Here is a 25,844-nt window from a genome sequence, read left to right on the forward strand (position 1 = left end):
GCCATTACCGCCATGCCTGACATCCTATCCCTCGGCGAACCCTTGTGGGAAATGAGCGCCATTCCGTCCGAGCCAGGCAAGTACACGCTGGGTTACGGTGGCGACACCATGAATTTCTGCATTGCCGCCGCTCGGCAGGGCGCCAGTGTCGGCTACATCACGCGGGTGGGCAATGATCCATTCGGGGCGCAGTTGCGCGTGCTGTGGGAGGACGAGGGCATTGATTGCTCGCAGGTCGAAGTGGATGATCGCGCCAGCACCGGTGGCTATTTCATTCACCACGGACCTGCCGGGCACCAGTTCAGTTACGCCCGGGCCGGCTCGGCGGCGACAAAACTCGCGCCGGGTGACATTGACCCCGACTTGGTTGCCGACACCACGTTCGTGCACGCCAGCGGCATCACTCAGGCCATTTCCGAGACAGCGCGGGCGGCGGTGTTCTCGCTGTTCCGCGAGGCGCGCAATGCAGGCGTCAGCACCGCGTTTGATGCCAATGTGCGCACCCGGCTGTGGACGCTCTCCGAGGCTCGGGAAGCGCTGGCGGAGATCCTGCCGCTGACTGACTATTTCTTCCCGTCCTTTGAAGATGCGCGAGACTTGTCGGGCAGCGAGGACTACGAGACCATCATGAAATGGGCGCACAGCCTGGGCGCGCAGGTGGTGCTGCTCAAGCTCGGTGCCAAAGGCGTGCAGATCAGCCAGGGGCAGGGTGCCGACGTGATCCAGATGGCGTCATTCGTGGTCGATACTGTCGATGCCACTGGCGCTGGCGATTGCTTCGCCGGCGCCGCGATTGCGCGGCTGGTAGCGGGAGATGCGCTGCTTGACGCCGTGCGCTATGCCAACGCAGCAGCAGCGTTGACCACCACTGCCTATGGCGCGATCGCCGCGATCCCGAATCGTGATCGCGTCAAGGCGTTTCTGGCAGCGCAGGTATGAGCACGGGCCGTGCCATTGCGCTGATTGCGCATGACCGCTGCAAGCCCGACATGGTCGCCTTCGCGCGCGCTCATGCCGATGCGTTGCGCCGCGAGACGCTGATCGCAACGCGTACCACGGGCAGCTTGCTGGGACGCGAGGTGGGGCTCGACGTGGAATGCGTGCTCTCCGGCCCCGAAGGCGGCGACCTGCAGATCGGTGCCGAGATTGCTGAGGGCAATATTGGTGCGGTGATCTTCCTGCGCGACGTGCTCACCTCGCAGCCGCACGAGCCGGACATCACCGCATTGCTGCGCGTTTGCGATGTGCACAACGTGCCGGTGGCGACCAATCTGGCGACAGCGGAGCTGGTGATCCAGTCTCTGGGCCGATAGGCGCGCAGATCAGGAGAATTTCGGCGGGCGTTTCTCGATGAACGCGCGAATGCCTTCGACAAAGTCGTCCTTGGCGGCGCAGTTCGAAAAGCTCTCACGCTCCGCGTTGAGCTGCTCGCTCAGTGAATTGCCCAGCGACGTGGTGAGCAGTCGTTTGGCGCCAGCCATCGAGCCGCGTGCGCTCGCCGCCAGACTGGCCGCGATACGATCGACCGTTGCATCGAGCTCGGCAGCAGCGACGACCTTGTTGACCAGACTCAGTCGCAGCGCTTCGTCCGCCTTGATGCGTTCCGACAGCAGCACCAGCTCCAGCGCCTTCTTGACGCCAACGATACGCGGCAGGAAGTACGACTGGCCACCGTCGGGCGTCAGGCCGATGGTCTTGTAGGCGCTGGCGAAATAGGCGTCGTCGGACGCGACGGTGAGGTCACAACCGATGGCCAGACTCAGGCCGAATCCGGCGCAGGCGCCGCGCACTTTGGCGACGGCAATGACATCCGAGCGCTGCAGCAACTCGACACCGGCATGTACCGTGCTGATCAAGTCCATGAAGTGCTTTTTGCGCTCGCTGCCGGGTTCCGAGAGTGTCTCGGCAAAGCTCTTGATGTCGCCGCCGGCCATGAAATGTTCACCGGAGCCCTGCACGATGACAACGCGGATCGCCGGGTCCTGGGTGACGCGCTGGATCGCCGGTACCAGCGCGCGGGTCATCGCCATATCCAGCGCGTTCAGCGCCTTCGGGCGATTGAGCGTGAAGGTGGCGACACCGGGCATGGTGGGATGCGGTGCGATCAGGATCGGCGAATCGGCGGAGCTGAATGAATCAGGCGAGGGCGTGGTCACGTGAAAACCTCGAAAGCTGTGCGGACAGTGTTGAAGTGAATGTCGACGATATCGGCGACGTTGTGAGCATAGCCGCCCGCCATCGTGACGGTAACCGGGATCGCCCACTCGCGCGCGAACGTAAGCACGTAGCGATCACGCTCCGCGAGCCCGGCCTTGCTGAGCTTGAGCCGGCCCAGGCGATCGCCCTCGAAGGGATCCGCCCCGGCCAGATAGATCATCGCCTCCGGCTCGAAGCTACGCACGATGCGCGGCAGATGGTCACGCAGGGCGGCGAGGTACGGCGCGTCGGTGCAACCGTCGGGCAATTCGACGTCGAGCGAGCTCTGCTCCTTGCGCACCGGATAGTTGCGCTCGCCGTGCATCGAGAAGGTGAACACGCTGGCGTCGCCGGCGAAAATGCGTGCCGTGCCGTTGCCCTGGTGCACGTCAAGGTCGCAGATCAGCACGCGACCGATGGCGCAGTCTCGTTGCAACACACGGGCGGCCACGGCCGCGTCGTTGTAACAGCAGAAGCCCTCGCCGTGGTCGGCAAAGGCATGATGCGTGCCGCCGGCGAGATTGATGCCGCAGCGGTCGCGCAAAGACGCGCGGGCAGCGGCAATGGTGGCGCCGGCCGAACGTCGGGCGCGCTCGGCCATGCCCGGGCTCCACGGAAAGCCAATCTGGCGCACCTCGCTGGCCGTCAAGGTGCCGTTCGACATGCGCGCCACGTAAGCAGCATCATGGGCGAGCAGTAGCTCGTCGTCGCGCGCTGCTGGCGCTTCTTCCAGCGTTTGTGGCGCGAAGGTCTGTACGGCTTCCCGCAGCATCGAATACTTGCGCATCGGAAAGCGATGACCCTCCGGGAGCGGCAGGACAAAGTGGTCGGTGTAGAAGACCTTCACCGCTTTGTCCCCTCGCCCCTTGTGGGAGAGGGGTCGGGGAGAGGGGGCCGCGGCGATGCATCCAGCGTGTTGCCTGCGCCAAGGTCACCCTCTCCCCCAGCCCCTCCACCCTCGAGGGGGAGGGGAGATTGCGATTTGAACGGCGAACTTTCGTTCAGTTCTTCCATTGTGTGCGCGATGCCCGCCGATTCACGACGCAGAAAGTGGCGCACCGCATCGGTGAAGCGCCCGTCGGCCAGCCAGTGCGCCGAATGCGTTGCTACTGGCAGCAGCCCGCGGGCGAGCTTGTGTGCGCCTTGGGCACCACCTTCAAAGTGCTGAAAACCATTCGCGATGCACCACTCAATCGGCTGGTAGTAGCAAGCCTCGAAGTGCAGTGAACGCAATGCCTCCAGCGTGCCCCAGTAGCGACCGTAGGCAGTATCTCCGCTGGCAATGCACAGTGACGAACAGAGGGCCCGGCTGTCACGTTCCCCAATGAACAGCACCGCCGCGTCACCCATGTCGCGACCCATGCGTTCGAAGAATTCAGCGGAAAGATAAGGTGTTGAATGATGCGCCGCGTAAGTAGTCTCGTAGCAGCGGTAGAAGAATGCCCAGTCCTCCCCGCTGATCGCCCCACCACGACTGACACGCCAGTGCACACCGGCCTCGTGCACATAGCGCCGATCCTGCCGGATACGTTTGCGTTTGTCGTGCGTCATGCTGGCGAGCAAGTCGTCGAACGTCCGGTAGCCGTGGTTTTGCCAGTGAAACTGCACGCCCTGCCGCAGCATTAGCCCTGCGTCCTGCCACTGCGCTGCTTCAGCGTCCGGCGGAAACAGTACATGCAGGCTCGACACCTGCAACTGCTTCGCCAGTTCAACCGCGCCGTGCATCAGAGCGCGCCCAATCTCGTCGTTAGTGGCCAGCACACGCGGCCCGGTGCACGGCGTAAACGGCACTGCTGCGAGGAGCTTGGGGTAATAGTCGCCGCCCGCGCGTTGCCAGGCATCGGCCCAGGACCAGTCGAACACGTATTCGCCGTAGGAATGTGCCTTCAGATACAGCGGCAGCGCACCTTGCAGCAAGCCCGAGTCGTCGCGGGCAATCAGGTAGCGCGGTGTCCAGCCAGTTCGTGGGCTGGCGCAGCCTGTGGTGTGCAGTGCGTGCAGGTAGGCGTGAGATAGAAAGACGTTGCCGCCGGCACTGGCGACCAGAGCATCCCACTCCGCTGCAGGGATGTCCGACAGCGAATCCACGACTTCGATTTGCATGGGCAGATTGTGCCGTATGACCGCGAGCCAGTACTTCCGTCCCCAGCGGCGCAGCCCCAGGAGACAGGGCAGACTTTGAAACACACAAGTCTTCCCTGCGACGCAGGGGAGATGTCGGCGTAGCCGACAGAGGGGTTGTTGGCGACCGGCGACCATTTGAGCGAGCCACCGCCTCGACCCCTCCGCCGCTTCGCAGCCCCCCTGTCGCGCAGGGGAGGCACTATGGACCCCTACAATTCACTGCATGAAAGCTGTCATTGCACAACTCAATCTTCTGGTCGGCGACCTCAAGGGCAACGCCGCCAAAATCCTTGATGCGGCGAAGTCTGCTGCGGCCGTCAATGCCGATCTGCTGCTGACCCCCGAGCTTTCCATCTGCTCCTACCAGCCGGAGGATCTGCTGCTGCGGCCTTCGTTCATTTCTGCGTGCAAGACTGAGGTGGAGGCGCTGGCGACGCAACTGCCGCCTACGCTCGCGGCGATTGTTGGCCTGCCGTGGCGCGATGAGACAGGGCTCTACAACGCAGCGGCCGTGCTGCGTGGTGGCAGGATTGAGGCCATCTATCGCAAAATGGACCTGCCCAACTATTCGGTGTTCGACGACAAGCGCTACTTCGAGCACGGCAACGCGGCGACGGTGGTCGACGTCGGCGGCGTTCGCGTTGGTTTGCTGATCTGCGAAGACATCTGGTTCCCGCGCGCGGCGGCGCTCGCGCGCGAGGCCGGTGCGCAGGTGCTTGCGGTGATTAACGGCTCGCCCTATGACACCGAGCATCTCGACGGCCGCGAAGCCGCGTGTCGCGAGCGCTGTGGGGAGCAGGGGCTGCCGATCCTGTTCTGCAACCTGGTGGGTGGGCAGGACGAGATTGTTTACGACGGCCAGTCGTTTGTGATGGACGGCAAGGGCGAGGTCGTGCAGCGGTTGCCGGGATTTGTCGAGGCCACCGCCGTGGTTGAGTTTGAGGGCGCCACCCCGATACCCGTCCGCTACAACCGCCCGCAAGGCCGGGTTGCCGACGTGTATGCCGCGCTGGTGCTGGCGGTTAAGGACTACATCAACAAAAACCGCTTCCCCGGCATCGTGCTCGGGCTTTCGGGCGGTATCGATTCGGCCGTCGTGCTCGCGATTGCGGTTGACGCGCTGGGGCGCGACCGCGTGCGCTGCGTGATGCTGCCGTCAAAGTTCAATGCCAGCATCAGTCTGGACGACGCGCGCTGGATGGCCGGCGTACAGAGCGTGCGTTACGACGAAATCCCGATCGAGCCCGTCTATGAGGCGTTCGAAGCGGCGCTGGCCGACCAGTTCAAGGGTTACCCGGTGGACGCCAGCGAGGAGAACCTGCAATCGCGCATCCGCGGCACCATCCTGATGGGCATCTCGAACAAGACGGGCTTTCTGGTGCTGACGACGGGTAACAAGAGCGAGATGACCACCGGCTACGCCACGCTCTACGGTGATATGGCCGGTGGCTTCGGCGTGCTCAAGGATTGCGACAAGGAGCTGGTCTACGACCTCGCCAACTGGCGCAACACGCTGGGCCGCGTGATCCCGGAACGCGTCATCACCCGTGCGCCATCGGCCGAGCTGCGCAACGATCAGACCGATCAGGATTCACTGCCCGAGTACCCGATTCTCGACGAGATCATGGCGCTTTACATGGAGCAGAACCTGTCCGCTGCCGAGATCAAGGCGAAGGGCTTGCCGCCGGCGGACGTGGACAAGGTGGTGCGGCTGCTGCGCATCAACGAATACAAGCGCCGCCAGGCTCCTGTCGGCCCGCGCGTCACGCCGCGAGGCTACGGGCGCGACTGGCGGTACCCGATTACGAGTGGGTGGCGGGAGTAGTTTTCCTCGGCGCGGCGTACCGTCAGGCCTGTTGGCTTTTGATGAAGAAGCCCACCAACGCTGGGCTTGAAGCTCGAATGTGCCATTAGTCGACTTCATCGATTTGCTGCGTTTAAGTACGAACTGTCGGCGAGCGCGGCGAAGAGAAGTGTATTTCGTAAGGAGTCAAGCCGTTCAAGATTTTGCGAGGACGGCGGTTGATGAAGTCCTGCACCTGTGCGACGTAGTCGTCTGAGTAGCTGTCCATGGAGCGCCCCCTGGGGAAGAACTCGCGCAGCCAGCGGTTGACGTTCTCACAGGAGCCGCGCTCATCGGCGCGGTAGGCGTGACAGACAAAGAGTTTGTCTTTGAAGAACTGCGGTAGACGAGCAAATTCAGCGCCTCGGTCACAGGTCAGGGTTTTGAGCGTTGAGCCTTTAAGCAGCGATTGGGCGCCAATGGCGGTGGCAATAGCGCTCTTCTTGAATGTGCCCAGCCGCACGTAGCGGCTCTTGCGGTCCAGAATCACCAGTAGGCGATGCTCGTCGCGCTGACGTCCCCAGAGCGTGTCGCACTCCAGATGATTGCGCTCCAGCCGCCGATTAGCGCGCTCGGGGCGCTCGCTGATACTCTGAGCCTTGGCGGCCCAGCCCGTATCGCGGCCCTTCGCACCGTGGCGCGTCGTTGTGCGCGTGCCCGAGCGTCCCCGCCAGAGCACGCAGGACGGGTCGCTCATGCGCTCCCGTTTGAGCCACGCGTAGACGGCCGGCGTCGACAACGACAGACGCGGCTTGCCAGCTGCCCTGGGCAGTCGACCCAGCATGAGGCTCACCCCTTCAGGCGACAGCCGCTGCGGCTCGTCAAACAAGCCGTAGAGCTGCAGCAACAACTCGCCCTGAGTCTTGACCACCACGTTGGCCGCCGAGCGCGCGGCGCAGCGCTGCCGATCAAGCCCCGCGCGGTACGCGTTGTAGCGTTTGCCAGCGCAACGATCAAGCTCCCGCTCGACCGTGCGCGGGCAGCAGCCGAGCTGCCGCGACAGCTCGGCTGCTGCCCGCATCCCCGCCTGCCTCAACGTCTCAAGTTGTATCCTCTTCTCTGGGGTGAAGAAAGCCATAAACACCGTCCTTTAGTCTTCAAGAAACCAAAGGGTAGCGCTTCGCTTATCTTCATCCCTCCCAATGCCTAAGTGCGACTGTTCGTGGTTTAACTCAGCTTTTCTGTTGCCTAGCCCTTATTCAATGGGTTTCGGCGTCAATTGCTGATCGGCGGCAAAATTCCTTGACGTAAATAGTTTAGGTGTCAATAATTCGTTCAATTCGAAACCCGACCAACGGGAAAAGGACGAATGAGCATGCGAATCCTGTGCATCGGTGGCGGACCGGCGGGCCTTTACTTCGCGCTGCTCATGAGGCTGCAGGACCCAGCGCACGTGATCCGCGTGGTCGAGCGCAACCGGCCGTTCGACACCTTTGGCTGGGGCGTGGTGTTCTCCGACCAGACCCTCGGCAATCTACAACTGGCCGATCCGGTTACGGCGCAAGAGATTAGCGACGCTTTCAATCACTGGGACGACATCGACGTTCACTTCAAGGGCCGCACCGTGCGCACCACCGGGCACGGCTTCTGTGGCATTGGCCGCAAGCGGCTGCTGAATATCCTGCAGGCCCGTTGTCAGGCGCTCGGGGTGGAGCTGGTGTTCGAGACCGACGTCACCGACGACCAGACGCTGGCAGCCGAGTTTGGCGCCGATCTGGTGATCGCGTCCGACGGGCTCAACAGCCGCATCCGCACCCGCTATGCCGACACCTACCAGCCGGATATCGACACCCGACTCTGCCGCTTTGTCTGGCTCGGCACCAAAAAGACGTTTGACGCCTTCACCTTCGCCTTCGAGAAGACCGAGCACGGCTGGTTTCAGGCACACGCCTACCGCTACGACGGCGAGACCTCCACCTTCATCGTGGAAACGCCGGAACCAGTGTGGAAGGCCCACGGCATTGAACAGATGGAGCAGGCCGAGGCCGTCGCGTTCTGCGAGCGACTGTTTGCAAAGTATCTCGATGGCCATGCACTGATGACCAACGCCAGCCATCTGCGCGGCTCGGCGAACTGGATCCGCTTCCCGCGCGTGATCTGCAAGTCCTGGGTGCACTGGAACGGCGACGTACCCGTGGTGTTGATGGGCGATGCCTCGCATACGGCGCATTTCTCCATCGGGTCCGGCACCAAGCTCGCGCTGGAGGACGCCATCGAGCTGGCCAATTCGTTCAAGCGGCACGGCAATAGCGACCTGCGGGCCACGCTGGCGGACTACGAGGCCGTCCGCGGCGTCGAGGTGCTGAAGATTCAGAACGCGGCGCGCAACTCGATGGAGTGGTTCGAAAACGTCGAACGCTACACCGGCATGGATGCCGAGCAGTTCACCTATTCACTGCTGACCCGCTCGCAGCGGATCAGCCACGAGAACCTGCGCTTGCGCGATGGCCAATGGGTTGGCGGATACGAGCGCTGGCTCGGTGGCGGCGAAGCGGCGACGCTGCCGATGCTGCTGCCATTGCAGGCGCGCAGTCTGACGCTCAAGAACCGCATCGTCGTGTCGCCGATGGCGATGTATTCGGCGGTCGAAGGCGTGCCGCAGGACTTTCATTTGGTTCATCTTGGCGCGCGGGCCCTCGGCGGCGCGGCGCTGGTGTTTGCCGAAATGACCTGTGTGTCGCCAGAAGGCCGCATCACCCCCGGCTGCCCCGGCCTTTGGACCGACGAGCAGGCGCTGGCCTGGAAGCGCATCGTGGACTTTGTGCATGGCTCCAGCGACGCCTGTATCGGCATGCAGATCGGTCACAGCGGGCCGAAAGGCTCAACGCAACTGGGCTGGCAGATGAGCGACGAACCGTTGGCCGATGACAACTGGCCATTGCTGGCGGCGAGTGCTGTGCCGTACGGCCCGCACAATCAGGTGCCCAGGGCGATGACGCGCGACGACATGCATCACGTTACCGGGCAGTTCGTCGAGGCGGCCATGCGCGCCGCGATGGCCGGTTTCGACTGGCTGGAGCTGCACTGCGCGCATGGCTATCTGCTCTCCAGCTTTATCTGCCCGCTGACGAACCATCGCGGCGACGAGTACGGCGGTAGTCTTGAAAACCGCTGTCGCTATCCGCTCGAGGTGTTCCGCGCGGTGCGTGCGGCGTGGCCCGAGCACCTGCCGATGAGCGTACGCATCTCGGCGCATGACTGGGCGCCGGGCGGCAACACGGCGGAAGACGCGGTGGCTATCGCCAGGCTGTTCAAGGGGGCCGGTGCTGATTTCATCGACGTGTCGTCGGGGCAGACCACGCGCGATGCCAAACCGTTGTACGGCCGCATGTACCAGACGCCATTTGCCGATCGCATCCGCAATGAGGTGGGTATCCGCACTATCGCCGTTGGAGCGATCACCGACGGCGATCAGGCCAACAGCATCATCGCGGCCGGGCGGGCTGACCTGTGCGCCGTCGCGCGCCCGCATCTGGCCGACCCGGCGTGGACGCTGCATGAGGCGGCAAAGCTTGGCGATGTCGGAACGTCCTGGCCGAAGCAGTATCTGAGTGGCCGTGACCAGCTCTACCGCAATCTGGCGAAGGAGCGCGCAGTTGCGGCGGCGATGGCCGGGCTGTCGGCAGCTGAAGTCGCTGCGAAGCAACTGGAGCAATGAGCGTGACGGACGTGAATCAAGGCTCGCTCGCCGGACGGCACGCTGTCGTCACCGGCGGCTCGCGCGGCATCGGTCTTGCGATTGCGCAGGCGCTGGTGGAAGCTGGCGCGAACGCCACGCTGATGGCGCGCGATGCAGTGCGACTTGAATCAGCGATCGCCGTATTGCGGACAAGAGCCACCACTCAGCGCTTGTTTGCGGTTGCCGTGGACGTTGCTGATGAAGCCTCAGTCAACGCTGCGTTTGCTGCGGCGCGAGATGCCAACGGGGCAATCGACATTCTGGTTAATAACGCGGGCGTAGCCGAGAGCGCACCGTTTGCGAAAACCTCGGTCGATCAATTTCAGCGGCTGATGGACATCAACCTCAAAGGCGTCTGGCTTTGTACACAGGCCTTCGCGGCCGGGTTGCCGAAAGACACCGCGGTAGAAGCACCGTGGCGCCATGTCGTTAATGTTGCCAGTACGGCCGCGCTGAAGGGGTATGCCTACGTCGCCGCCTACTGCGCCGCCAAGCACGGCGTGCTTGGTCTCACACGGGCGCTGGCGCTGGAATGGGCGCGACGGCGTGTGACGGTGAATGCCGTCTGCCCCGGCTACACCGACACCGACATCGTTGCCGCCGCCGTGGCCAACATCACCGCGAAGACCGGTCGCGATGCCGACGCTGCCCGGATGGAACTGGCGCGCAGCAATCCGCAGGCGCAACTGGTGACGCCGGAGCAGGTGGCCAATGCCGTGCTCTGGCTGGTGAGCCCCGGTGCGGAATCAATGAACGGCCAGGCTATCAGCGTCTCGGGCGGGGAGATTTGATGGATCTGGAAGCAAGACTGCATGCCGACCACGGCGACGAACTGCGCCTGTGGCTGCGTATGCTGACCTGCACGCAACTCATCGAGCAGCGCGTGCGCACGCGGCTGCGCGAGCAGTTCGAAACCACGCTGCCACGCTTCGACCTGATGGCGCAGCTTGAGCGCGTACCGGAAGGGCTCAAGATGAACGAGCTGTCACGTCGTCTGATGGTGACGGGCGGAAACGTCACCGGCATCACTGACCAGCTGGAAGCCGAAGGCATGGTGCAGCGGGTGCCGGTTGAAGGGGATCGTCGTGCGCTGCTGATCCGTCTGACGCCGACTGGCCGCAAGGCTTTCGCCGACATGGCGCACGAACACGAGAGCTGGATTGCCGACGCACTGGGCGGCTTGAGCCCGCGCGAAGTGGATACCCTCTACAAACTGCTTGGCAAGGTCAAGCAGCATCTCAATCAACCGCACACCGAAACCACGACGGAGACCGCCTGATGCGCGCCGACAACCCGATGGCACCTGGCTTCCGGCCGTTAGCCGACTATCAGGCCAGACACTTCCACTTCGCCGTTCGTGGTGAGGCAGACCAACGTGTCGCAGAGATCACCCTCAATCGCCCCGAGCGCAAGAACCCGCTGACGTTTGATTCGTATGCCGAGCTGCGCGACCTGTTCCGCGATCTGGTCTACGCGACTGACATCAAGGCGGTGATCGTACGCGGCGAGGGCGGCAATTTCTGCTCGGGTGGCGACGTGCACGAGATCATCGGGCCATTGACGAAGATGTCGATGCCCGAACTGCTCGCGTTCACACGCATGACCGGTGATCTGGTGCGAGCGATTCGCCAGTGCCCGCAGCCGGTGATCGCAGCGATCGACGGCATCTGCGCCGGGGCCGGTGCCATGGTCGCGCTGGCCAGCGATTTTCGTTTGGGCACGCCGAGTGCCAAGACAGCCTTCCTGTTCACTCGCGTCGGACTTGCGGGCGCCGATATGGGGGCGTGCGCGCTGCTGCCGCGCATGATCGGGCAGGGGCGGGCCTCGGAGCTGTTGTTCACCGGCCGCGCCATGACGGCAGACGAGGGGATGGCTTGGGGCTTCTTCAATGCTTTGCATACCTCAGATGCGCTGACTGGCGCCGCACAGTCGCTGGCGGAGTCGCTGGTCAGCGGCCCGACCTTTGCCCACGGCATGACCAAGACCATGCTCAATCAGGAATGGTCGATGACCATCGAGCAGGCGATTGAAGCCGAGGCGCAGGCACAAGCCATCTGCATGCAGACGCAGGACTTTCATCGCGCTTATCACGCCTTTGCGGCGAAGCAGAAGCCGGTGTTTGAGGGGAACTGACTTTTTTGTTCGCTCGCCCCATGTGGGAGAGGGTTAGGGAGAGGGTGCACGATGCGTCCAGACCAGTCTCATTTGTTACTGCCATTCTTCTATGATGTCCATCGCCAGCTCGGTGTGGACGTCGCTGCCTGGGCATCAGCCACCGCACCACGAATCGACGAGAGCGATGACCGGGCGGCTTGTCGGACGTGGGTGAAGGCGCTCGGCGACGCCGGCTTCCTGCGCTGGTGCGTGCCGTCGGCGTACGGTGGTGCACTGGCGGCGCTTGATTCGCGCGCGCTAGTGGTGCTGCGCGAAACGCTCGCCTTTTATTCGCCGCTTGCGGACTTTGCCTTCGCGATGCAGGGCCTCGGCAGCGGCGCAATCACGCTGGCCGGAACGGACGCCCAGAAACAGGGCTATCTCGGTGCGGTCGCCCAAGGCCGGAAAATCGCCGCCTTCGCACTTTCGGAGCCAGGCGCCGGCTCGGATGTCGGCGCGCTCGCGACCACCGCCGTGAAGACAGCTGATGGCTGGGTGCTCAATGGCGAGAAGACCTGGATCAGTAACGGTGGCATCGCGGACTTTTACTGTGTGTTTGCCAAGACCGAGCCGGACGCCGGGACGCGCGGCATCAGCGCGTTCATTGTTGATGCCAGCGCTGCGGGCCTTGACGATAGTCGGCACATTCCGGTGATGGCACCACATCCACTCGCAACGGTCATGTTGCGCGATTGCGTCGTGCCCGATACCGCACTGCTGGGGCCGCTCAACGGCGGCTTCAAGCTGGCGATGCAGACGCTCGACATCTTCCGCGCGTCGGTTGCGGGCGCTGCGCTGGGCTTTGCCCGCCGTGCGCTGGTGGAGGCGACGCAGCACGCACAGCAGCGGCGCATGTTCGGCCACACGCTGGCGGATTTTCAGTTGACCCAGGCGAAGCTCGGTCAGATGGCCGCTGATGTAGATGCCGGTGCCTTGCTGACTTATCGCGCTGCCTGGCTGCGCGACGACGCGGTGCGGCGTGGCAGCAACGCGCGCGTCACCGCCGAGCCCGCGATGGCCAAGATGACAGCCACCGAGAACGCGCAACGGGTGATCGATGCCGCGCTGCAAATGCACGGTGGCCTGGGCGTCATGGTGGGCAGCAAAGTTGAATCGCTGTATCGAGACATTCGCTCGCTGCGCATCTATGAAGGCGCCACCGAGGTGCAGCAGTTGATCATCGGCAAGCATGTGTTGTCGACGCTCAGTGCGGTCGGGCAATAGGGCAATTGGGGCAAAAGGAGAACTGTTGATGACGACGCAGATGGACCGCTTCGTTCACGACCGCATGCCGGCAGTCGCCGACCTGCCGCAGATGCTCTACGAACTGCCCGAGCTGCAATTTCCCGGCAAGCTCAACGCCGTGGTGGAACTGCTTGATCGGCATGTCGCGGGCGGCGACGGCGAGCGAGTGCTGCTGCGCGACGCGCGCGGCGTGCTGACTTACGCGCAGGTGCTTGACCGCGTCAACCAGACGGCACGAGTGCTGATCGAAGATTTCGGTCTGGTCACAGGAAACCGCGTGCTGCTGCGCGGCGGCAACAGCATTGATATGGCGATTGGCTGGCTGGCCACAGTGAAGGCCGGGCTCATCGCCGTAGCGACCATGCCGCTGTTGCGCGCTCGTGAGTTGACAGCGGTGATCCAGAAAGGCGAGATCGGCTTCGCGCTTTGTGCGCGACCGCTAATGGATGAGTTGACCGCGGCGCAACGCGACTGCCCGATGTTGAAGACCATCCTGAGCTTTGATGACCTGAACGCTCGGGCTACTGGCAAAAGCACTGACTGCCCGGCCGCCGAGACCGATGGCGATGATGTCGCGCTGATGGCCTTCACCAGCGGCACCACGGGCACGCCCAAGGCGGCGCTGCACACCCACCGCGACCTGCTGGCTGCCTGCGAGGCCTGGCCACGACACGTGCTCCGTGCTACACCGGGCGACATCGTTGTCGGCTCGCCGCCGCTGGCGTTCACCTTCGGCCTCGGCGGCTTGCTGGTGTTTCCGATGTGGGCAGGCGCCAGTGTGTACTTCGCCGACGGCGCCTACACGCCGGAGTCGATGGTGGAGACCATTCGCAACGTGGGCGCCACCATCTGCTATACGGCGCCGACTTTCTACCGGCGCATGGCTGTGTTCGCGGAACGAACCAGACTGCCCACGCTGCGTATCTGCGTCAGTGCAGGCGAGGCACTGCCCGATGCCACACGGCAACTCTGGAAGCAGGCGAGCGGGATCGAGATGCTCGACGGCATCGGCGCCACCGAGATGTTCCACATCTTCATCTCCAGCCAGCCCGAGGACGTGCGCCGTGGTGCAATTGGCAAGGTCGTTCCCGGCTATCGTGCGCAGGTGGTCGACGAATCGGGGCAACCGCTGCCGCCTGGAGCCGTGGGCAAGCTCGCCGTGATTGGCCCGACCGGTTGTAAGTACCTCGATGAGCCCCGGCAGAAGAAATACGTCGTCAACGGCTGGAACTACCCCGGCGACTCGTTCATGATGGACGCCGACGGCTACTTCTACTATCAGGCCCGCGACGACGACATGATCATCACCGCGGGCTACAACGTGGCTGGCCCCGAGGTGGAGAATTGCCTTGCGCTGCACGAGGCGGTGGCTGAATGCGCAGTCATCGGCAAGGCCGATGAAGAGCGCGGCATGCTGGTCAAGGCCTATGTGGTGCTAAAGGATGTTGCTGCTGCCAGCGATGCCACGCGGGTAGCGCTGCAGGACTTCGTCAAGGCCAATCTCGCCCCTTACAAATACCCGCGCCAGATCGAATTTGTGACATCGCTGCCGCGCACCGAGACGGGCAAACTGCAGCGCCATCGCCTGCGCGAAATGGAACGCAACGCGTTGATCGCATCGGCATCCGCAACGGCACAGGAGGCAAAACAATCATGAAATTCCTGCAACCGCCCGACTGGCTGCCGCCGAAGGGGTACGCCAACGGCATCGCCGCGCGTGGCACGATGATTTTTGTTGGCGGCCAGATTGGCTGGAATGGCCAGCAGCAGTTCGAAACCGACGATTTCATCGCGCAGACCGCGCAGGCGCTGCGCAACATCCTCGCCGTCCTCCAAGCCGGCGGCGCAGGAGCCGAGCACATGGTGCGCATGACCTGGTACATCATTGATCGTGACGAATACGTTGCCCGGCTCAAGGAACTGGGCGCGGTGTACCGCGAGGTCATGGGCCGCAATTTTCCGGCCATGAGCTGCGTCGAGGTCTCTCGTCTGGTCGAGGCGCGAGCCAAGGTGGAAATAGAGGTGACGGCGGTGCTGCCGGACGCCATCAAGGCCTGATCGCCTTAGCTGTCGTTAGGATTTGTCTTTTCTTCAAAGGCTATGCGCCCGACAACGACTGCTTGACGCATACTCTTCGGCGCTTCTGTCGCCCGGCACCCGTCTGGCATACTGCGGGCAGTGTGTTGCGGCGATTTCGTGTCGCAACTGGCGGGTCACGATAGAGGAGCGTGCATGAAAAAGATTGAAGCAATCATCAAACCGTTCAAGCTCGACGAGGTGCGTGAGGGCCTGGCCGAGGCAGGCATTACCGGCCTGACGGTTACTGAGGTCAAGGGCTTCGGGCGTCAACGCGGCCACACCGAGCTGTACCGCGGTGCGGAATACGTGGTGGACTTTCTGCCCAAGACCAAGGTTGAGCTGATCGTGGGTGACCAGGACGTGGAGCGGGTGGTCGAGGCCATCATCAAGGCTGCGCGCACCGGCAAGATCGGCGATGGCAAGATTTTCGTGTCGGCAGTGGAGCAGGTGGTCCGCATCCGCACGGGAGAAACCGGGGATTCCGCTATCTAGCGGGCAACGAGCCAATCACACTGAGGAGAAACTGGCATGTCGATGATGGAAGAGTTCAAAACCTTTGCCCTGAAAGGCAATGTGATGGATCTGGCCGTGGGCGTCATCATTGGCGGCGCCTTTGGCAAGATCGTCGATTCGGCTGTAGGTGATCTGATCATGCCGATCGTCGGCAAAATCTTCGGCGGCCTCGATTTCTCCAGCATGCTGATCGTGCTCGGCGACAACCCGAACAAGCTGACCGCGCTGGCTGATCTCAAGAAAGCTGGCATCGCCACCTTTGCGTACGGCAACTTCATTACCGTGCTGATCAACTTCATTATCCTGGCCTGGATCATCTTCCTGATGGTCAAGGCCATGAACAAGATGAAGAAGGAAGAACCAGCTGCCCCGGCCGCGCCGGCGCCGACACCCGAAGACGTGCTGCTGCTGCGCGAGATCCGCGACAGCCTCAAGAAATAGGGGCTTCGGGCGCGGCGATGCCGCACCCGTGCGACAGTCTGACTGTCGTCCAAAAAGAAAAACCGACCACTTGGTCGGTTTTTCTTTTGCAGGCCGCTAAACTTGGGGCTTGGGTCTGTGGCTGCCTTGCTGCAGACGGGTTTACGCCCTTGGCTACCCGTAAACACGCGTTCAAAATGCGTGAGACGTGGGTTGAGGGTAACAGTGCGTCATATGCATTTTTCTGCAGTTTTCGATGGTTGCAAATCCTCAAAATTGCTTATACTTGATAACTAAATCGCTGGATTGACCCGGAGATTCATAAGGAGGTTCGAATGGTCAAGGTACTTTGCGCTGCGGTAGCGGCCGCGCTCGCTGCATCGGCAGCACACGCACAACTCAAGGTCGGCCTGACGCTGTCGCTGACCGGTCCGGCGGCCTCGCTGGGCATCCCTGAGAAAAACACGGTTGACCTGATGCCGAAGAAGATCGGCGGACTCGACGTCACCTACGTCGTGCTCGACGATGCATCGGACACTACCAAAGCGGTGACCAACACCAAGAAGCTGATCACCGAAGACAAGGTGGACGTGATCGTTGGTTCGACCACCACGCCGAACGCCATGGCGATGATCGACGTCGTTGCTGAGGGTGAAACCCCGAACATTTCGCTTGGCGGCTCGGCGCGCATCGTCGACATCGCCAATCCGAAGACCAGGTGGGTGTTCAAGGTTTCGCAGCATGACTCGCTGATGGCCGACGCTATCGCGGTTCACGCCAAAGCGGCCGGCATCAAGACGATGGGCTTCATTGGCTACAACGACGCCTACGGCGAGGGCTGGCTGGTTGAAATGAAGCGTTCGGCAGAAACGGCCGGTATCAAGCTTGATCCGATCGAGCGCTTTAACCGTACTGATGCCAGCACCACTGGCCAGACGCTCAAACTGATCTCGGCCAAGCCTGATGCCATTCTGATCGTCGGCTCCGGCACGCCGGCTGCCACGCCGCATAAAGAGCTGGTCGCGCGCGGCTACAAGGGCCGTCTGTATCAGACGCACGGCGTCGGCAACTCGGACTTCCTGCGCGTCGTCGGCAAGGACGGCAACGGCGCCTTCCTGCCTGCCGGCCCGATGCTCGCTTATGAGCAACTGCCGGACAGCAACCCGATCAAGAAAGTCGCCAAGGACTACATCACGCAGTACGAAGCCAAGTTCGGTCCGCGCACGACCTTCGGCGGCCACGCCTGGGACTCGTACCTCGTGCTCGACAAGGCGGTTCCGGTCGCGCTCAAGTCTGGCGCCAAGCCTGGCACCAAGGAGTTCCGCGCCGCACTGCGCAATGCGCTGGAGAACACCAAGGAAGTGGTCGGCGTGCACGGCGTGTTCAACATGTCCGCGACCGAACACAACGGCCTCGATAACCGTGGCCGCACGATGTTCATGATCAAGGACGGCAAGTGGGCGCTGGCGACGAAGTAACGTCGGTCTAGCGTCACTGAGGATGGGGCGATCCGGGATACCGGTTCGCCCTTTTTTTGAGGTTCGCCGACCGTCGCGGGCCTTGTCAGAATATCCGTCCCCGTTGCCGACTGCCGAAAGCTGACCGATGGACTTTTCAATTGCTGCGCTGCTTGCCCAGGATGGCCTGACCAATGGCGCCATTTACTGCCTGCTGGCGCTCGCACTGGTGCTGGTATTCGCGGTGACGCGGGTGATCTTTGTGCCGCAGGGTGAGTTCGTCGCCTTCACGGTGCTGACACTGGCGGCGTTCGAGCAGAACAAGCTGCCCGGCACCGTCTGGCTGCTGCTGGCGCTGGGCGTGACGGCCGCCGTGGCGGAGGTGTTGACCTACCGCAGCGATGTGCGGCGCATGCTGCGCGCGATGGCTGGCTCGGCGCTGCCCAGCATGGTCGCTGCAGCGCTGGTGTGGGGCGTGCATGCCATGCAGGCGGGTTTTCTGCTGCAGGTGCTGGCAACGGTGCTGGCAGTCACCGCGATGGGGCCAGCCGTGTATCGGCTGGCGTTCCAGCCGGTGGCGACGGCGCCGGTGCTGACGCTCCTGATCGTTTCGGTCGCGGTTCACTTCGTGCTGACCGGGCTCGGCCTGCTGTTCTTTGGCGCAGAAGGCGCCCGCACCTCAGCGTTCACCAACGAGACATTCAGCATCGGTGGCATCAACATCTCCGGCCAGAGCCTGCTGGTCTACGCTTTTACCGCCGTGCTGGTGGTGGCGATGGGGCTGTTCTTCAAATACACGCTGTTCGGCAAGGCGCTTCGCGCCACGGCCGCGAACCGCACTGGCGCCCGCCTGGTCGGCGTCAGCCCCAACTTCGCCGGCAGCCTGAGCATCACGCTGGCGGCGGCAATCGGCGCCATGTCCGGCCTGCTGATTGGCCCGATCACCACGGTTTACTACGACTCTGGCTTTCTGGTCGGCCTGAAAGGCTTCGTCGGCGCCATCGTGGGCGGATTGGCGAGTTACCCAATCGCCGCTGCTGGCGCGATCTTTGTCGGCCTCATCGAGTCATTTTCATCGTTCTGGGCCAGCGCCTACAAGGAGGTGATCGTCTTCACGCTGATCCTGCCGATCCTGTTGTGGCGCTCGCTGACCACCCATCACCACGAGGAGGAGTGAGATGAAACCTCGTGTTCTGGTTGCCGCTGCCGTGGCCGTCATCGCTGCGGCGCCGTTGCTGGCGCCGGCCTTCTACGTCACGCTGCTCAACTACATCGGGCTGTACAGCCTGGTAGCACTCGGACTGGTGCTGCTCACTGGCGTCGCCGGGCAAATCAGCTTCGGGCAGGCCGCCTTCGTCGGGCTCGGCGCCTACACCACGGCGGTGCTCACGACCCAATACGGCATGTCGCCATGGATCACGCTGTTCATTGCCATCGCCATCACGCTGGTGATTGGCTACGTGCTGGGCATTATCACGCTGTCGATGGGCGGGCACTACTTGCCCCTGGCCACCATCGCGTGGGGCATTTCGCTCTACTTTCTGATGGGCACCATTGAGAGCTTTGGTGGCTTCACCGGTCTCACCGGCGTGCCCCCGGTATCGATCTTCGGCTACACGCTGGAGAAGGAAGACCACTTCTACTATTTCATATGGCTGGTGGTGCTGGGGGCGCTCTGGTGCGCCGCCAATCTGCTGGATTCGCGGCCCGGCCGCGCGATTCGTGCGCTGAAGCAGGGCAGCACGATGGTGGAGGCGTTCGGTGTGCACCCGGGGCGGATGAAGACGGCCGTGTTTGTCATCGCCGCCGTGCTGGCCTGTTTGTCTGGCTGGCTGTATGCCCACCTGCAGCGCTTTGTGAACCCGACGCCGTTTGGCATCAATCAGGGCATCGAGTACCTGTTCATGGCCGTGGTTGGCGGTGCCGTCAGTGTGTGGGGCGCGGTGCTTGGTGCCACGCTGGTCACGCTGCTCAAGACCTGGCTGCAGGACTTGCTGCCGAAGCTGCTGGGTGAGGCGGGTCAGTTCGAGATCATCGTGTTCGGCGTGTTGCTGGTGCTGTTGCTGCAATACGCCCGCGAAGGCCTGCTGCCGTATCTGCAGCGCTTTGTGCCTTCGCCGAAGCGGCCCTTGCCGGCGGCAGCGGACCACCTGCAGCATCGCAATATGCCGGCTGCCGGCACCCCGGTGCTAGAAGTGGACACCGCACGCAAGACCTTCGGCGGGCTGGTTGCCGTCAACGATGTGTCGTTCGACGTCAAAGCCTGTGAAGTGGTCGGGCTGATCGGCCCGAACGGCGCCGGCAAGAGCACCTGCTTCAACCTGATTTCCGGCGCGCTCGAGGCTACCTCCGGGTCAATCAAATTCATGGGCCACGAGTTGATTGGCGAAACCGCAAGCTCAATCGCGAAGCTGGGCTTGGGCCGCACCTTCCAGCATGTGAAGCTGGTGCAGACCATGACGGTGGTCGAGAACGTGGCGCTGGGCGCCTACCTGCGCGGCAGCAAGGGGGTCATCCCCTCCGCACTGCGCCTGAACAAGGCGGAAGAAGAGGCCGCCTTCGCCGAAGCCGTGCGCCAGTTGCAGCGCGTAGGCCTCGCCGAGCACGCACACGACGCCGCCGGCAGCCTGCCGCTGGGCAAACAGCGCGTGGTGGAGATTGCCCGCGCACTGGCGGCAGACCCGATCCTGCTGCTGCTCGACGAGCCGGCCGCGGGCCTGCGCTATGCCGAAAAGCAGCAGCTCGCCGCGCTGATCAAGACGCTGAAAGGCGAGGGCATGACCGTGTTGCTGGTGGAGCATGACATGGACTTCGTCATGGGTCTGGTCGACCGTCTGGTGGTACTCAATTTCGGGCAGAAATTGGCGCAGGGCCTGCCGGAGGCCGTGCAGGCCGACCCTGCCGTGCGTGAAGCCTATCTCGGAGCCTGATGATGAGCGAAGCACTACTCGAAGTTGCCGACATCCACGTTGCCTATGGCCAGGTGGAGGCCGTGCGCGGTGTGTCGCTCAAGGTGCCGAAGGGCCAGATTGCGACGGTCATCGGCCCCAACGGCGCCGGCAAGACCACACTGCTGGGCGCCATCATGGGCCTGTTGCCGGCGAAGGGCGAAGTGCGATTCGCCGGCGAGCGCATCGACGGCCGTGACACCGAGGCGCTGGTGCGCCGCGGCATCTCGCTGGTGCCGGAAAAGCGCGAGCTGTTCGCCGACATGACCGTGCAGGAAAACCTTGAGCTGGGCGGCTTTTCACGGCGCCGGGCGGGTGAATCGCGAGCCGCGCTGGCGAACACCATGGAAGAGGTGTTTGCGCTGTTCCCGCGGCTCAAGGAGCGCCTGCCGCAACTGGCGGGCACCATGTCCGGCGGCGAGCGGCAGATGCTCGCGGTTGGCCGCGCGCTGATGGGCAAGCCGAAGCTGCTGCTGCTCGACGAGCCAAGTCTCGGGCTGGCGCCGCTGATCACCCGCGACATCCTCGCCACCATCTCGCGGCTGCGCGAGACCGGGCTCTCGGTGCTGCTGGTCGAGCAAAACGCCCGCGCCGCGCTGCAGACGGCCGACTATGGCTACGTGCTCGAAACCGGCGACCTGAGCCTCGAAGGCAAGGCGGAAGACCTGCTGCATGACGAGCGGGTGATCGCTACTTATCTGGGCAAGCGGTAGGGCTCCCCTTGGCAGGCACGTGGGCAACGAGTTGCCCACCCTACGCGGCTAGCCCACACTGCTGGTTGAGCCCTAACCGTGTCGCCAGCTTGAGTGCCACTCATCAGCTTTTCGATGAAAGCCTTATCGGACAGGGGCTCGGACGGTGAATCGCACGTTACTCGACTAGGCCTCATTCCGCCGCCTGAGCCCATAGCCAATGCGGGTTAGCGATAAAAGTCGTTAGCCACGGCGATTGTTTCCCCGCTACCGCAGTAGCGGTTGACGCGCTACAGTGAACGCTTCAATCAAGCGGAGTAGCGCCATGAGCCAGCAGCAACAGTCCCAGCCGGTGACCCAGATCGAGATTGACCAGCGCGTCTACGATCTCTACGACGAGTATTGCCACGGCAAGATTGACCGTCGCGAATACCTCAAACGCGCCTCGGCGCTCGCTGCGCTGGGCATCCCCGCGCTGGCGATGGCGACCTCGCTGCTGCCGCAATACGCCAAGGCGCAGACCATCTCGTTCACCGATCCGCGTATCAAGGCAAGCTACGTGACCTACCCGTCACCCGGCGGCAACGGCGACGGCAAGGACATGCGCGGCTACCTCGTGCAGCCCACCGGCAACGGCCCGTTCCCCGCGGTGCTCATCATCCACGAAAATCGTGGCCTGAACCCCTACATCGAGGACGTCGCGCGCCGCGCCGCCGCCGCCGGCTACCTGGCGCTGGCGCCGGATGGGCTGGCACCGCTCGGCGGCTATCCCGGCAATGACGACGATGGCCGCACGCTGCAGGCCAAGCTCGATCAGGCCAAGCTGCGCACCGACATGCTCAACGGCGCCAAATGGCTCAAGGCGCACAAGCTCTCCACCGGCAAGCTCGGCGTCACCGGCTTCTGCTGGGGCGGCGGCACCAGCAACTTCCTCGCCACCGCGATGGGCAGCGACCTGCAGGCATCAGCGCCGTACTACGGCGCCGCAGCGGCGACGGCCGACGTAGGCAAGATCAAGGCCGCCATGCTGATCCACTTTGCCGCCAAGGACGACGGCATCAACGGCATGTGGCCGGCGTACGAAGCGGCGCTAAAGGCAGCCGGCACCCGTTACGAGGCGCACATCTATCCCGACACACAGCACGGCTTCCACAACAACTCGACGCCGCGCTACAACGAGGCCGCCGCCAAATTGTCGTGGGATCGCACCATCGAGCACTTCAAGAAGCATCTGGCCTGACCCAGGCGGCGCCCACCGGTGATCGATGGCGCCGCCGCTATCGCCGTGCGCGCTGACCGGGTGGCGCAGCGCACGCTCGGTCAAACCACAACGCAGCGAAGCTACTGAAACGCCGACGGCGAGTAAGGGAAGTTCGTCCCGCAGAATTGGTTGAGCCGTTTACGCACCGGGTTCCACGCCGGTATGCCGGTGCCCGCGATGATGGCGTCTGCGCCAAAGCCCAGCATCGCGCGCACGAGGATCAGCCCTTCCAGTGGGGCCGAGAGCGTGTTGTCGCCACTCATATCGAGATTGCAGGCGATGTTGGCGTTGCCCGTGGAGCTGCGGAATGGGTAGGCGGTGCCGCTGATGATGAGTGTCGTTTCGGCGGTGCCGCCGGGGTTGGCACTGGTGTGGCGTACGGCGATGTAGTCGCCCGACAGAAAATCCCACGATCCGGAGAACCAGCCGGTGGAAAAACACGGTGATGCGCAGCCCACGTTGGGCGTCACGCATACGCCGGGCTGTGTAGCGATGCAAAACTCGCTGCCGACCGCGCCGGTCACGTAGGCCGTTTGCTGATTGTTCGGCGGCGTGGGCGTGATCGTCAGTCGAACTTCGTTGGACGTGCGCACACTGTTCGGTGGCACGTTGCTTTGATGAATGAAATTGAACGGATTCGGAATACGGTTCACGGCTGTCAGATCGGTGGAAAGGCGGCTCACGAAACCGTCACCGCCGCCGCCAAAGGTCCCTTGCTGCGCGTTAACGGTCGGGAAACCTCCGAAATTATTAAATCCCGCCAGATACACGCTGCCGCCATCGGGCGCCACGGCGAACGCGATCGGGGAGTCATACCCCGTCCCGCCCAGATAGGTGCCTGCGCGGCGCGCGGTCAGCGCGGCGTTCAGACGCACGATGAAGGCGTCGTAGCTCCCGCCGCCGTAGGTGCTCTGATAGCCGTCGGCGACCAGCGCGGCAGGCAGGCCACCGTCGGTATCGCCCAGCACGAAGATTTCTCCAGTCTGTGGATGAATGCCGACCCGGCACGAGGAAGAACAGTCGTTTCCCGTGTCACCGAGATACGTGGATTGCAGAATGGCCGTGAGATCGGGGCTCAAGCGGCTGACAAAACCATCGTTTAAACCACCGCCAAAGGTCGACTGTGCACCGCCCGCGCGTTGCGGCAGATCGCTCGAGAACGTGCTTCCGGCGACGATAACCTCTCCGCTGACGGGGTGCACGGCAACGCTATGCGCGCTGTCGCCGCCGGAACCGCCCAGATAGGTCGCACGCATCAGGGCCGAAAGGTCCTGTTTGAGTCGCGCGACGAAAGCGTCCTGAGAGCCGCCGATCACTGCCTGCGCGGCGCCCGCGAGCATGGCGGCGGGCAGTCCGCCGCCGGTCAATCCCGCGACAAAGATATCCCCCGAGCGCGGATCGATCGCCAATGCATTGCCGATTTCGGTGTTGGTGCCCCCGATAAAGGTGTAGCGCGTAGTCGTTGTGGCCGGCCCAGACAGATCGGCAGGCAGGCGTGCAGCGAAGGCGTCAAAAAGGCCGCCAAACGAAGTTTGCGATCCCACTAGCGTGCCCGGCAGCACAGCGGAACTGGTTGAACCGACGACATGAACGAAACCCGTGTGAGGATGCACAGCGATGGCGTTAATTTCCTCGCCCAGCCCGGCACCGCCAAAAAACGTTGCTTTCGTCAACGTGCGCAAATCTGCACTCAGCTGCGCGACAAAGCCGTCTTGAGCATTCGCGTCGCCAGCGCCCGCGTGAGTGGGCTGAAGCGCGTTGGTCGTGCTGCCTGCCGGGAACGTCGACGTGCCCGCGACTTGTCCCGCTACATACACCGCACCACTGCCCGGATGAAACGCGATGGCGTTACAGCGAACGTCACCGTTGCCGAGATAGGTGGACTGCAACAACTGTTGCAGGTCAGCGCTGTAGCGACTGACGACGCAGGACGTGCCTGTAGCGCTCGTCTGCGCGCCGCTCGCCGTCTGCGGGAAGCCTGGCGAATTGGTAATCCCGGCGACATACACCTGGCCCGAATGCGGATGCACCGCGATGGCATTGACTTGATCGTAGCCGGTGCCGCCGAGATAGGTCGAAGCGAGGAGCGGATCGATCACGAGTGGGCGGCTGGCGTCATATTCACCCAGCGTGAAGCCGTAGCGCTGCTGCGAAGCATCAAGCGCGTAGGCGACGGGCACCGGTGTGCGCTCGCCCGACGCTGTTTCCTGAAACGCAATTGGCGCGGTGAAGGCGACCGGGCCGTTGCCGGTGTGGGCGATGAGTTCGCCTTTGTCGTTGATTTCGAGCTTTTGTGCGCCATCGAGTTTGATGCGGATTTGCTTCGGGTCGTGCTGCGCCGCGACGGTGAAGATTTTTTCGACGTTCGCACCCGCGTTGTTGCGCGTCGCGCGCAGTTGCACGTTGACGCCGGGGTAGATGTCGCCGAGGTTGACGCGCTGATAGCCAGAGGTGCTGTGCGCGGACGCCTTCGCATGCGTGTGGGTGAAGTCGCTGGTGCGGGTAGCGCCGGGTTGATCGCCGACCGGCGCCGTGATGATCCGTTTGCCAGTGGCCGAGACGAAGGATTCGCTGAGAGCCCAGCCGCCGGTGGCAGTTTTGCGGGCCGGGGGCAAGCTGTAGACGAGCTGACCGTCGGTGGTCACAAACAGCGTACCGGCAAAGGTCGGAGCGGCAAACGCGGCGCGCGCGTCCCACTGGCCGGCGTTGGCTACGAAAGGCACCGCCGAAAGGGATGCTTTGGACAGCATGCCCGCTTGATCGGGAGCCAGCACGGCCTGCGCCGGGTGGCTGAGCAGCATCAGAGACGTCGCCAATGTGAGTCCGGCGAGGCTGGCGGAGCGCATCTGGCGGCGCAGGCTGGGGTGATACTGTGGGCCGCGAAAAAACGACTGGCCAAATGGACGCCCGCCCGCGGTGGCGCTGCTGTGCTGCATTGATTTCCCCTCAGAAGCGGCTGCTGCGCCTGTTTGTTGTTCGCACCGTATTCGATAGACACGCCCCGGCATAGCGAAATGCACCAATTGCACCCTGTCAGCTTTATGCGGGAATGACCATTGCATAAGGGCTTGAGGCGCTAAAGCGGTGAAAGTCGACCCGCCATCAAAAGTGCGCTAAAGCCCACAGCCACTGTGCATTCTTGACGAAAGTTAATCGTTGTAGTGGTCGGCTGCCGACAGCGAATGGGCCGGCAACGCCTGTGCTACCCTCACCGCGTTTTTCCTCCGACGACT

The 25,844-nt window shown here is 63.3% G+C and carries 22 protein-coding genes; 17 read left to right on the forward strand and 5 right to left on the reverse strand.

Annotated elements, in window-relative coordinates; translation table 11 throughout:
• Positions 1-12 precede the first annotated feature (12 nt).
• Both FKL89_RS09265 and FKL89_RS09270 read left to right on the forward strand, forming a co-directional pair.
• On the forward strand, positions 13-939 hold the full coding sequence (locus FKL89_RS09265) for a sugar kinase (protein ID WP_156862483.1): 927 nt from the start codon (positions 13-15) through the stop codon (positions 937-939).
• Positions 936-1,313 (forward strand): methylglyoxal synthase, encoded by a 378-nt coding sequence (locus FKL89_RS09270; protein ID WP_156862484.1) that lies wholly within the window; start codon positions 936-938, stop codon positions 1,311-1,313. Before FKL89_RS09265 ends, FKL89_RS09270 begins: the two co-directional genes overlap by 4 nt.
• A gap of 9 nt (positions 1,314-1,322) precedes the next feature.
• On the opposite strand, the gene FKL89_RS09275 is transcribed toward FKL89_RS09270, so the two are convergent.
• The 3 genes from FKL89_RS09275 to FKL89_RS09285 are packed head-to-tail and all read right to left on the reverse strand — an operon-like array spanning position 1,323 to position 4,299.
• Entirely contained in the window at positions 1,323-2,156 is an 834-nt protein-coding gene (locus tag FKL89_RS09275) for an enoyl-CoA hydratase/isomerase family protein (RefSeq protein ID WP_238363565.1), read from the reverse strand.
• On the reverse strand, positions 2,153-3,043 hold the full coding sequence (locus FKL89_RS09280) for a histone deacetylase family protein (RefSeq protein WP_156862485.1): 891 nt from the start codon (positions 3,041-3,043) through the stop codon (positions 2,153-2,155). The genes FKL89_RS09275 and FKL89_RS09280 overlap by 4 nt, the downstream gene beginning before the upstream one ends.
• Positions 3,040-4,299, reverse strand: coding sequence for a GNAT family N-acetyltransferase (locus FKL89_RS09285; protein ID WP_156862486.1), 1,260 nt, complete (start codon positions 4,297-4,299; stop codon positions 3,040-3,042). Before FKL89_RS09285 ends, FKL89_RS09280 begins: the two co-directional genes overlap by 4 nt.
• A gap of 235 nt (positions 4,300-4,534) precedes the next feature.
• Between FKL89_RS09285 and FKL89_RS09290 the strand changes: the two genes are divergently transcribed.
• On the forward strand, positions 4,535-6,145 hold the full coding sequence (locus FKL89_RS09290) for an NAD+ synthase (protein ID WP_420361144.1): 1,611 nt from the start codon (positions 4,535-4,537) through the stop codon (positions 6,143-6,145).
• Positions 6,146-6,257: 112 nt separating this feature from the next.
• Here FKL89_RS09290 and FKL89_RS09295 read toward each other — a convergent pair whose 3' ends face one another.
• On the reverse strand, positions 6,258-7,241 hold the full coding sequence (locus tag FKL89_RS09295; protein WP_156862488.1) for an IS30 family transposase: 984 nt from the start codon (positions 7,239-7,241) through the stop codon (positions 6,258-6,260).
• A gap of 237 nt (positions 7,242-7,478) precedes the next feature.
• Between FKL89_RS09295 and FKL89_RS09300 the strand changes: the two genes are divergently transcribed.
• From FKL89_RS09300 to FKL89_RS09365, 14 genes are all read left to right on the forward strand, one after another.
• Positions 7,479-9,821 carry a bifunctional salicylyl-CoA 5-hydroxylase/oxidoreductase gene (locus FKL89_RS09300; RefSeq protein WP_181955232.1) on the forward strand — a complete coding sequence of 781 codons (2,343 nt, stop codon included), beginning with the start codon at positions 7,479-7,481 and terminating at the stop codon, positions 9,819-9,821.
• Positions 9,818-10,633, forward strand: a complete 816-nt coding sequence (locus tag FKL89_RS09305) for an SDR family NAD(P)-dependent oxidoreductase (RefSeq protein WP_156862490.1) — start codon at positions 9,818-9,820, stop codon at positions 10,631-10,633. Before FKL89_RS09300 ends, FKL89_RS09305 begins: the two co-directional genes overlap by 4 nt.
• Positions 10,633-11,121 (forward strand): MarR family winged helix-turn-helix transcriptional regulator, encoded by a 489-nt coding sequence (locus tag FKL89_RS09310; protein ID WP_156862491.1) that lies wholly within the window; start codon positions 10,633-10,635, stop codon positions 11,119-11,121. Before FKL89_RS09305 ends, FKL89_RS09310 begins: the two co-directional genes overlap by 1 nt.
• A complete protein-coding gene (locus FKL89_RS09315; RefSeq protein ID WP_156862492.1) occupies positions 11,121-11,975 on the forward strand; it encodes an enoyl-CoA hydratase family protein in 855 nt (284 codons plus the stop codon). The genes FKL89_RS09310 and FKL89_RS09315 overlap by 1 nt, the downstream gene beginning before the upstream one ends.
• Before the next feature lie 51 nt (positions 11,976-12,026).
• Positions 12,027-13,220, forward strand: coding sequence for an acyl-CoA dehydrogenase family protein (locus FKL89_RS09320; RefSeq protein WP_156862493.1), 1,194 nt, complete (start codon positions 12,027-12,029; stop codon positions 13,218-13,220).
• A 28-nt stretch (positions 13,221-13,248) separates the two neighbouring features.
• Positions 13,249-14,898, forward strand: a complete 1,650-nt coding sequence (locus FKL89_RS09325; protein ID WP_156862494.1) for an AMP-binding protein — start codon at positions 13,249-13,251, stop codon at positions 14,896-14,898.
• Entirely contained in the window at positions 14,895-15,299 is a 405-nt protein-coding gene (locus tag FKL89_RS09330) for a RidA family protein (protein ID WP_156862495.1), read from the forward strand. The genes FKL89_RS09325 and FKL89_RS09330 overlap by 4 nt, the downstream gene beginning before the upstream one ends.
• 174 nt (positions 15,300-15,473) lie before the next feature.
• Entirely contained in the window at positions 15,474-15,812 is a 339-nt protein-coding gene (locus FKL89_RS09335) for a P-II family nitrogen regulator (RefSeq protein ID WP_156862496.1), read from the forward strand.
• Between the two features lie 36 nt (positions 15,813-15,848).
• A complete protein-coding gene (gene mscL / locus FKL89_RS09340) occupies positions 15,849-16,274 on the forward strand; it encodes a large conductance mechanosensitive channel protein MscL (RefSeq protein WP_156862497.1) in 426 nt (141 codons plus the stop codon).
• A 314-nt stretch (positions 16,275-16,588) separates the two neighbouring features.
• A complete protein-coding gene (locus FKL89_RS09345) occupies positions 16,589-17,731 on the forward strand; it encodes an ABC transporter substrate-binding protein (RefSeq protein ID WP_156862498.1) in 1,143 nt (380 codons plus the stop codon).
• 127 nt (positions 17,732-17,858) lie between these two features.
• Complete coding sequence (locus FKL89_RS09350; RefSeq protein ID WP_156862499.1) at positions 17,859-18,887, forward strand: branched-chain amino acid ABC transporter permease; 1,029 nt, start codon at positions 17,859-17,861, stop codon at positions 18,885-18,887.
• Between the two features lies 1 nt (position 18,888).
• Positions 18,889-20,640 carry a branched-chain amino acid ABC transporter ATP-binding protein/permease gene (locus FKL89_RS09355; RefSeq protein WP_156862500.1) on the forward strand — a complete coding sequence of 584 codons (1,752 nt, stop codon included), beginning with the start codon at positions 18,889-18,891 and terminating at the stop codon, positions 20,638-20,640.
• A gap of 2 nt (positions 20,641-20,642) precedes the next feature.
• A complete protein-coding gene (locus FKL89_RS09360) occupies positions 20,643-21,371 on the forward strand; it encodes an ABC transporter ATP-binding protein (protein WP_238363566.1) in 729 nt (242 codons plus the stop codon).
• A 304-nt stretch (positions 21,372-21,675) separates the two neighbouring features.
• Positions 21,676-22,590 (forward strand): dienelactone hydrolase family protein, encoded by a 915-nt coding sequence (locus tag FKL89_RS09365; protein ID WP_156862502.1) that lies wholly within the window; start codon positions 21,676-21,678, stop codon positions 22,588-22,590.
• A 101-nt stretch (positions 22,591-22,691) separates the two neighbouring features.
• On the opposite strand, the gene FKL89_RS09370 is transcribed toward FKL89_RS09365, so the two are convergent.
• The gene (locus FKL89_RS09370) at positions 22,692-25,547 is read right to left on the reverse strand and encodes a DUF7948 domain-containing protein (RefSeq protein ID WP_156862503.1); all 2,856 of its coding nucleotides are present in this window, start codon (positions 25,545-25,547) and stop codon (positions 22,692-22,694) included.
• Positions 25,548-25,844 lie beyond the last annotated feature (297 nt).

It is taken from the genome of Casimicrobium huifangae (assembly GCF_009746125.1).
GTDB classification, from domain to species: Bacteria; Pseudomonadota; Gammaproteobacteria; order Burkholderiales; family Casimicrobiaceae; genus Casimicrobium; species Casimicrobium huifangae.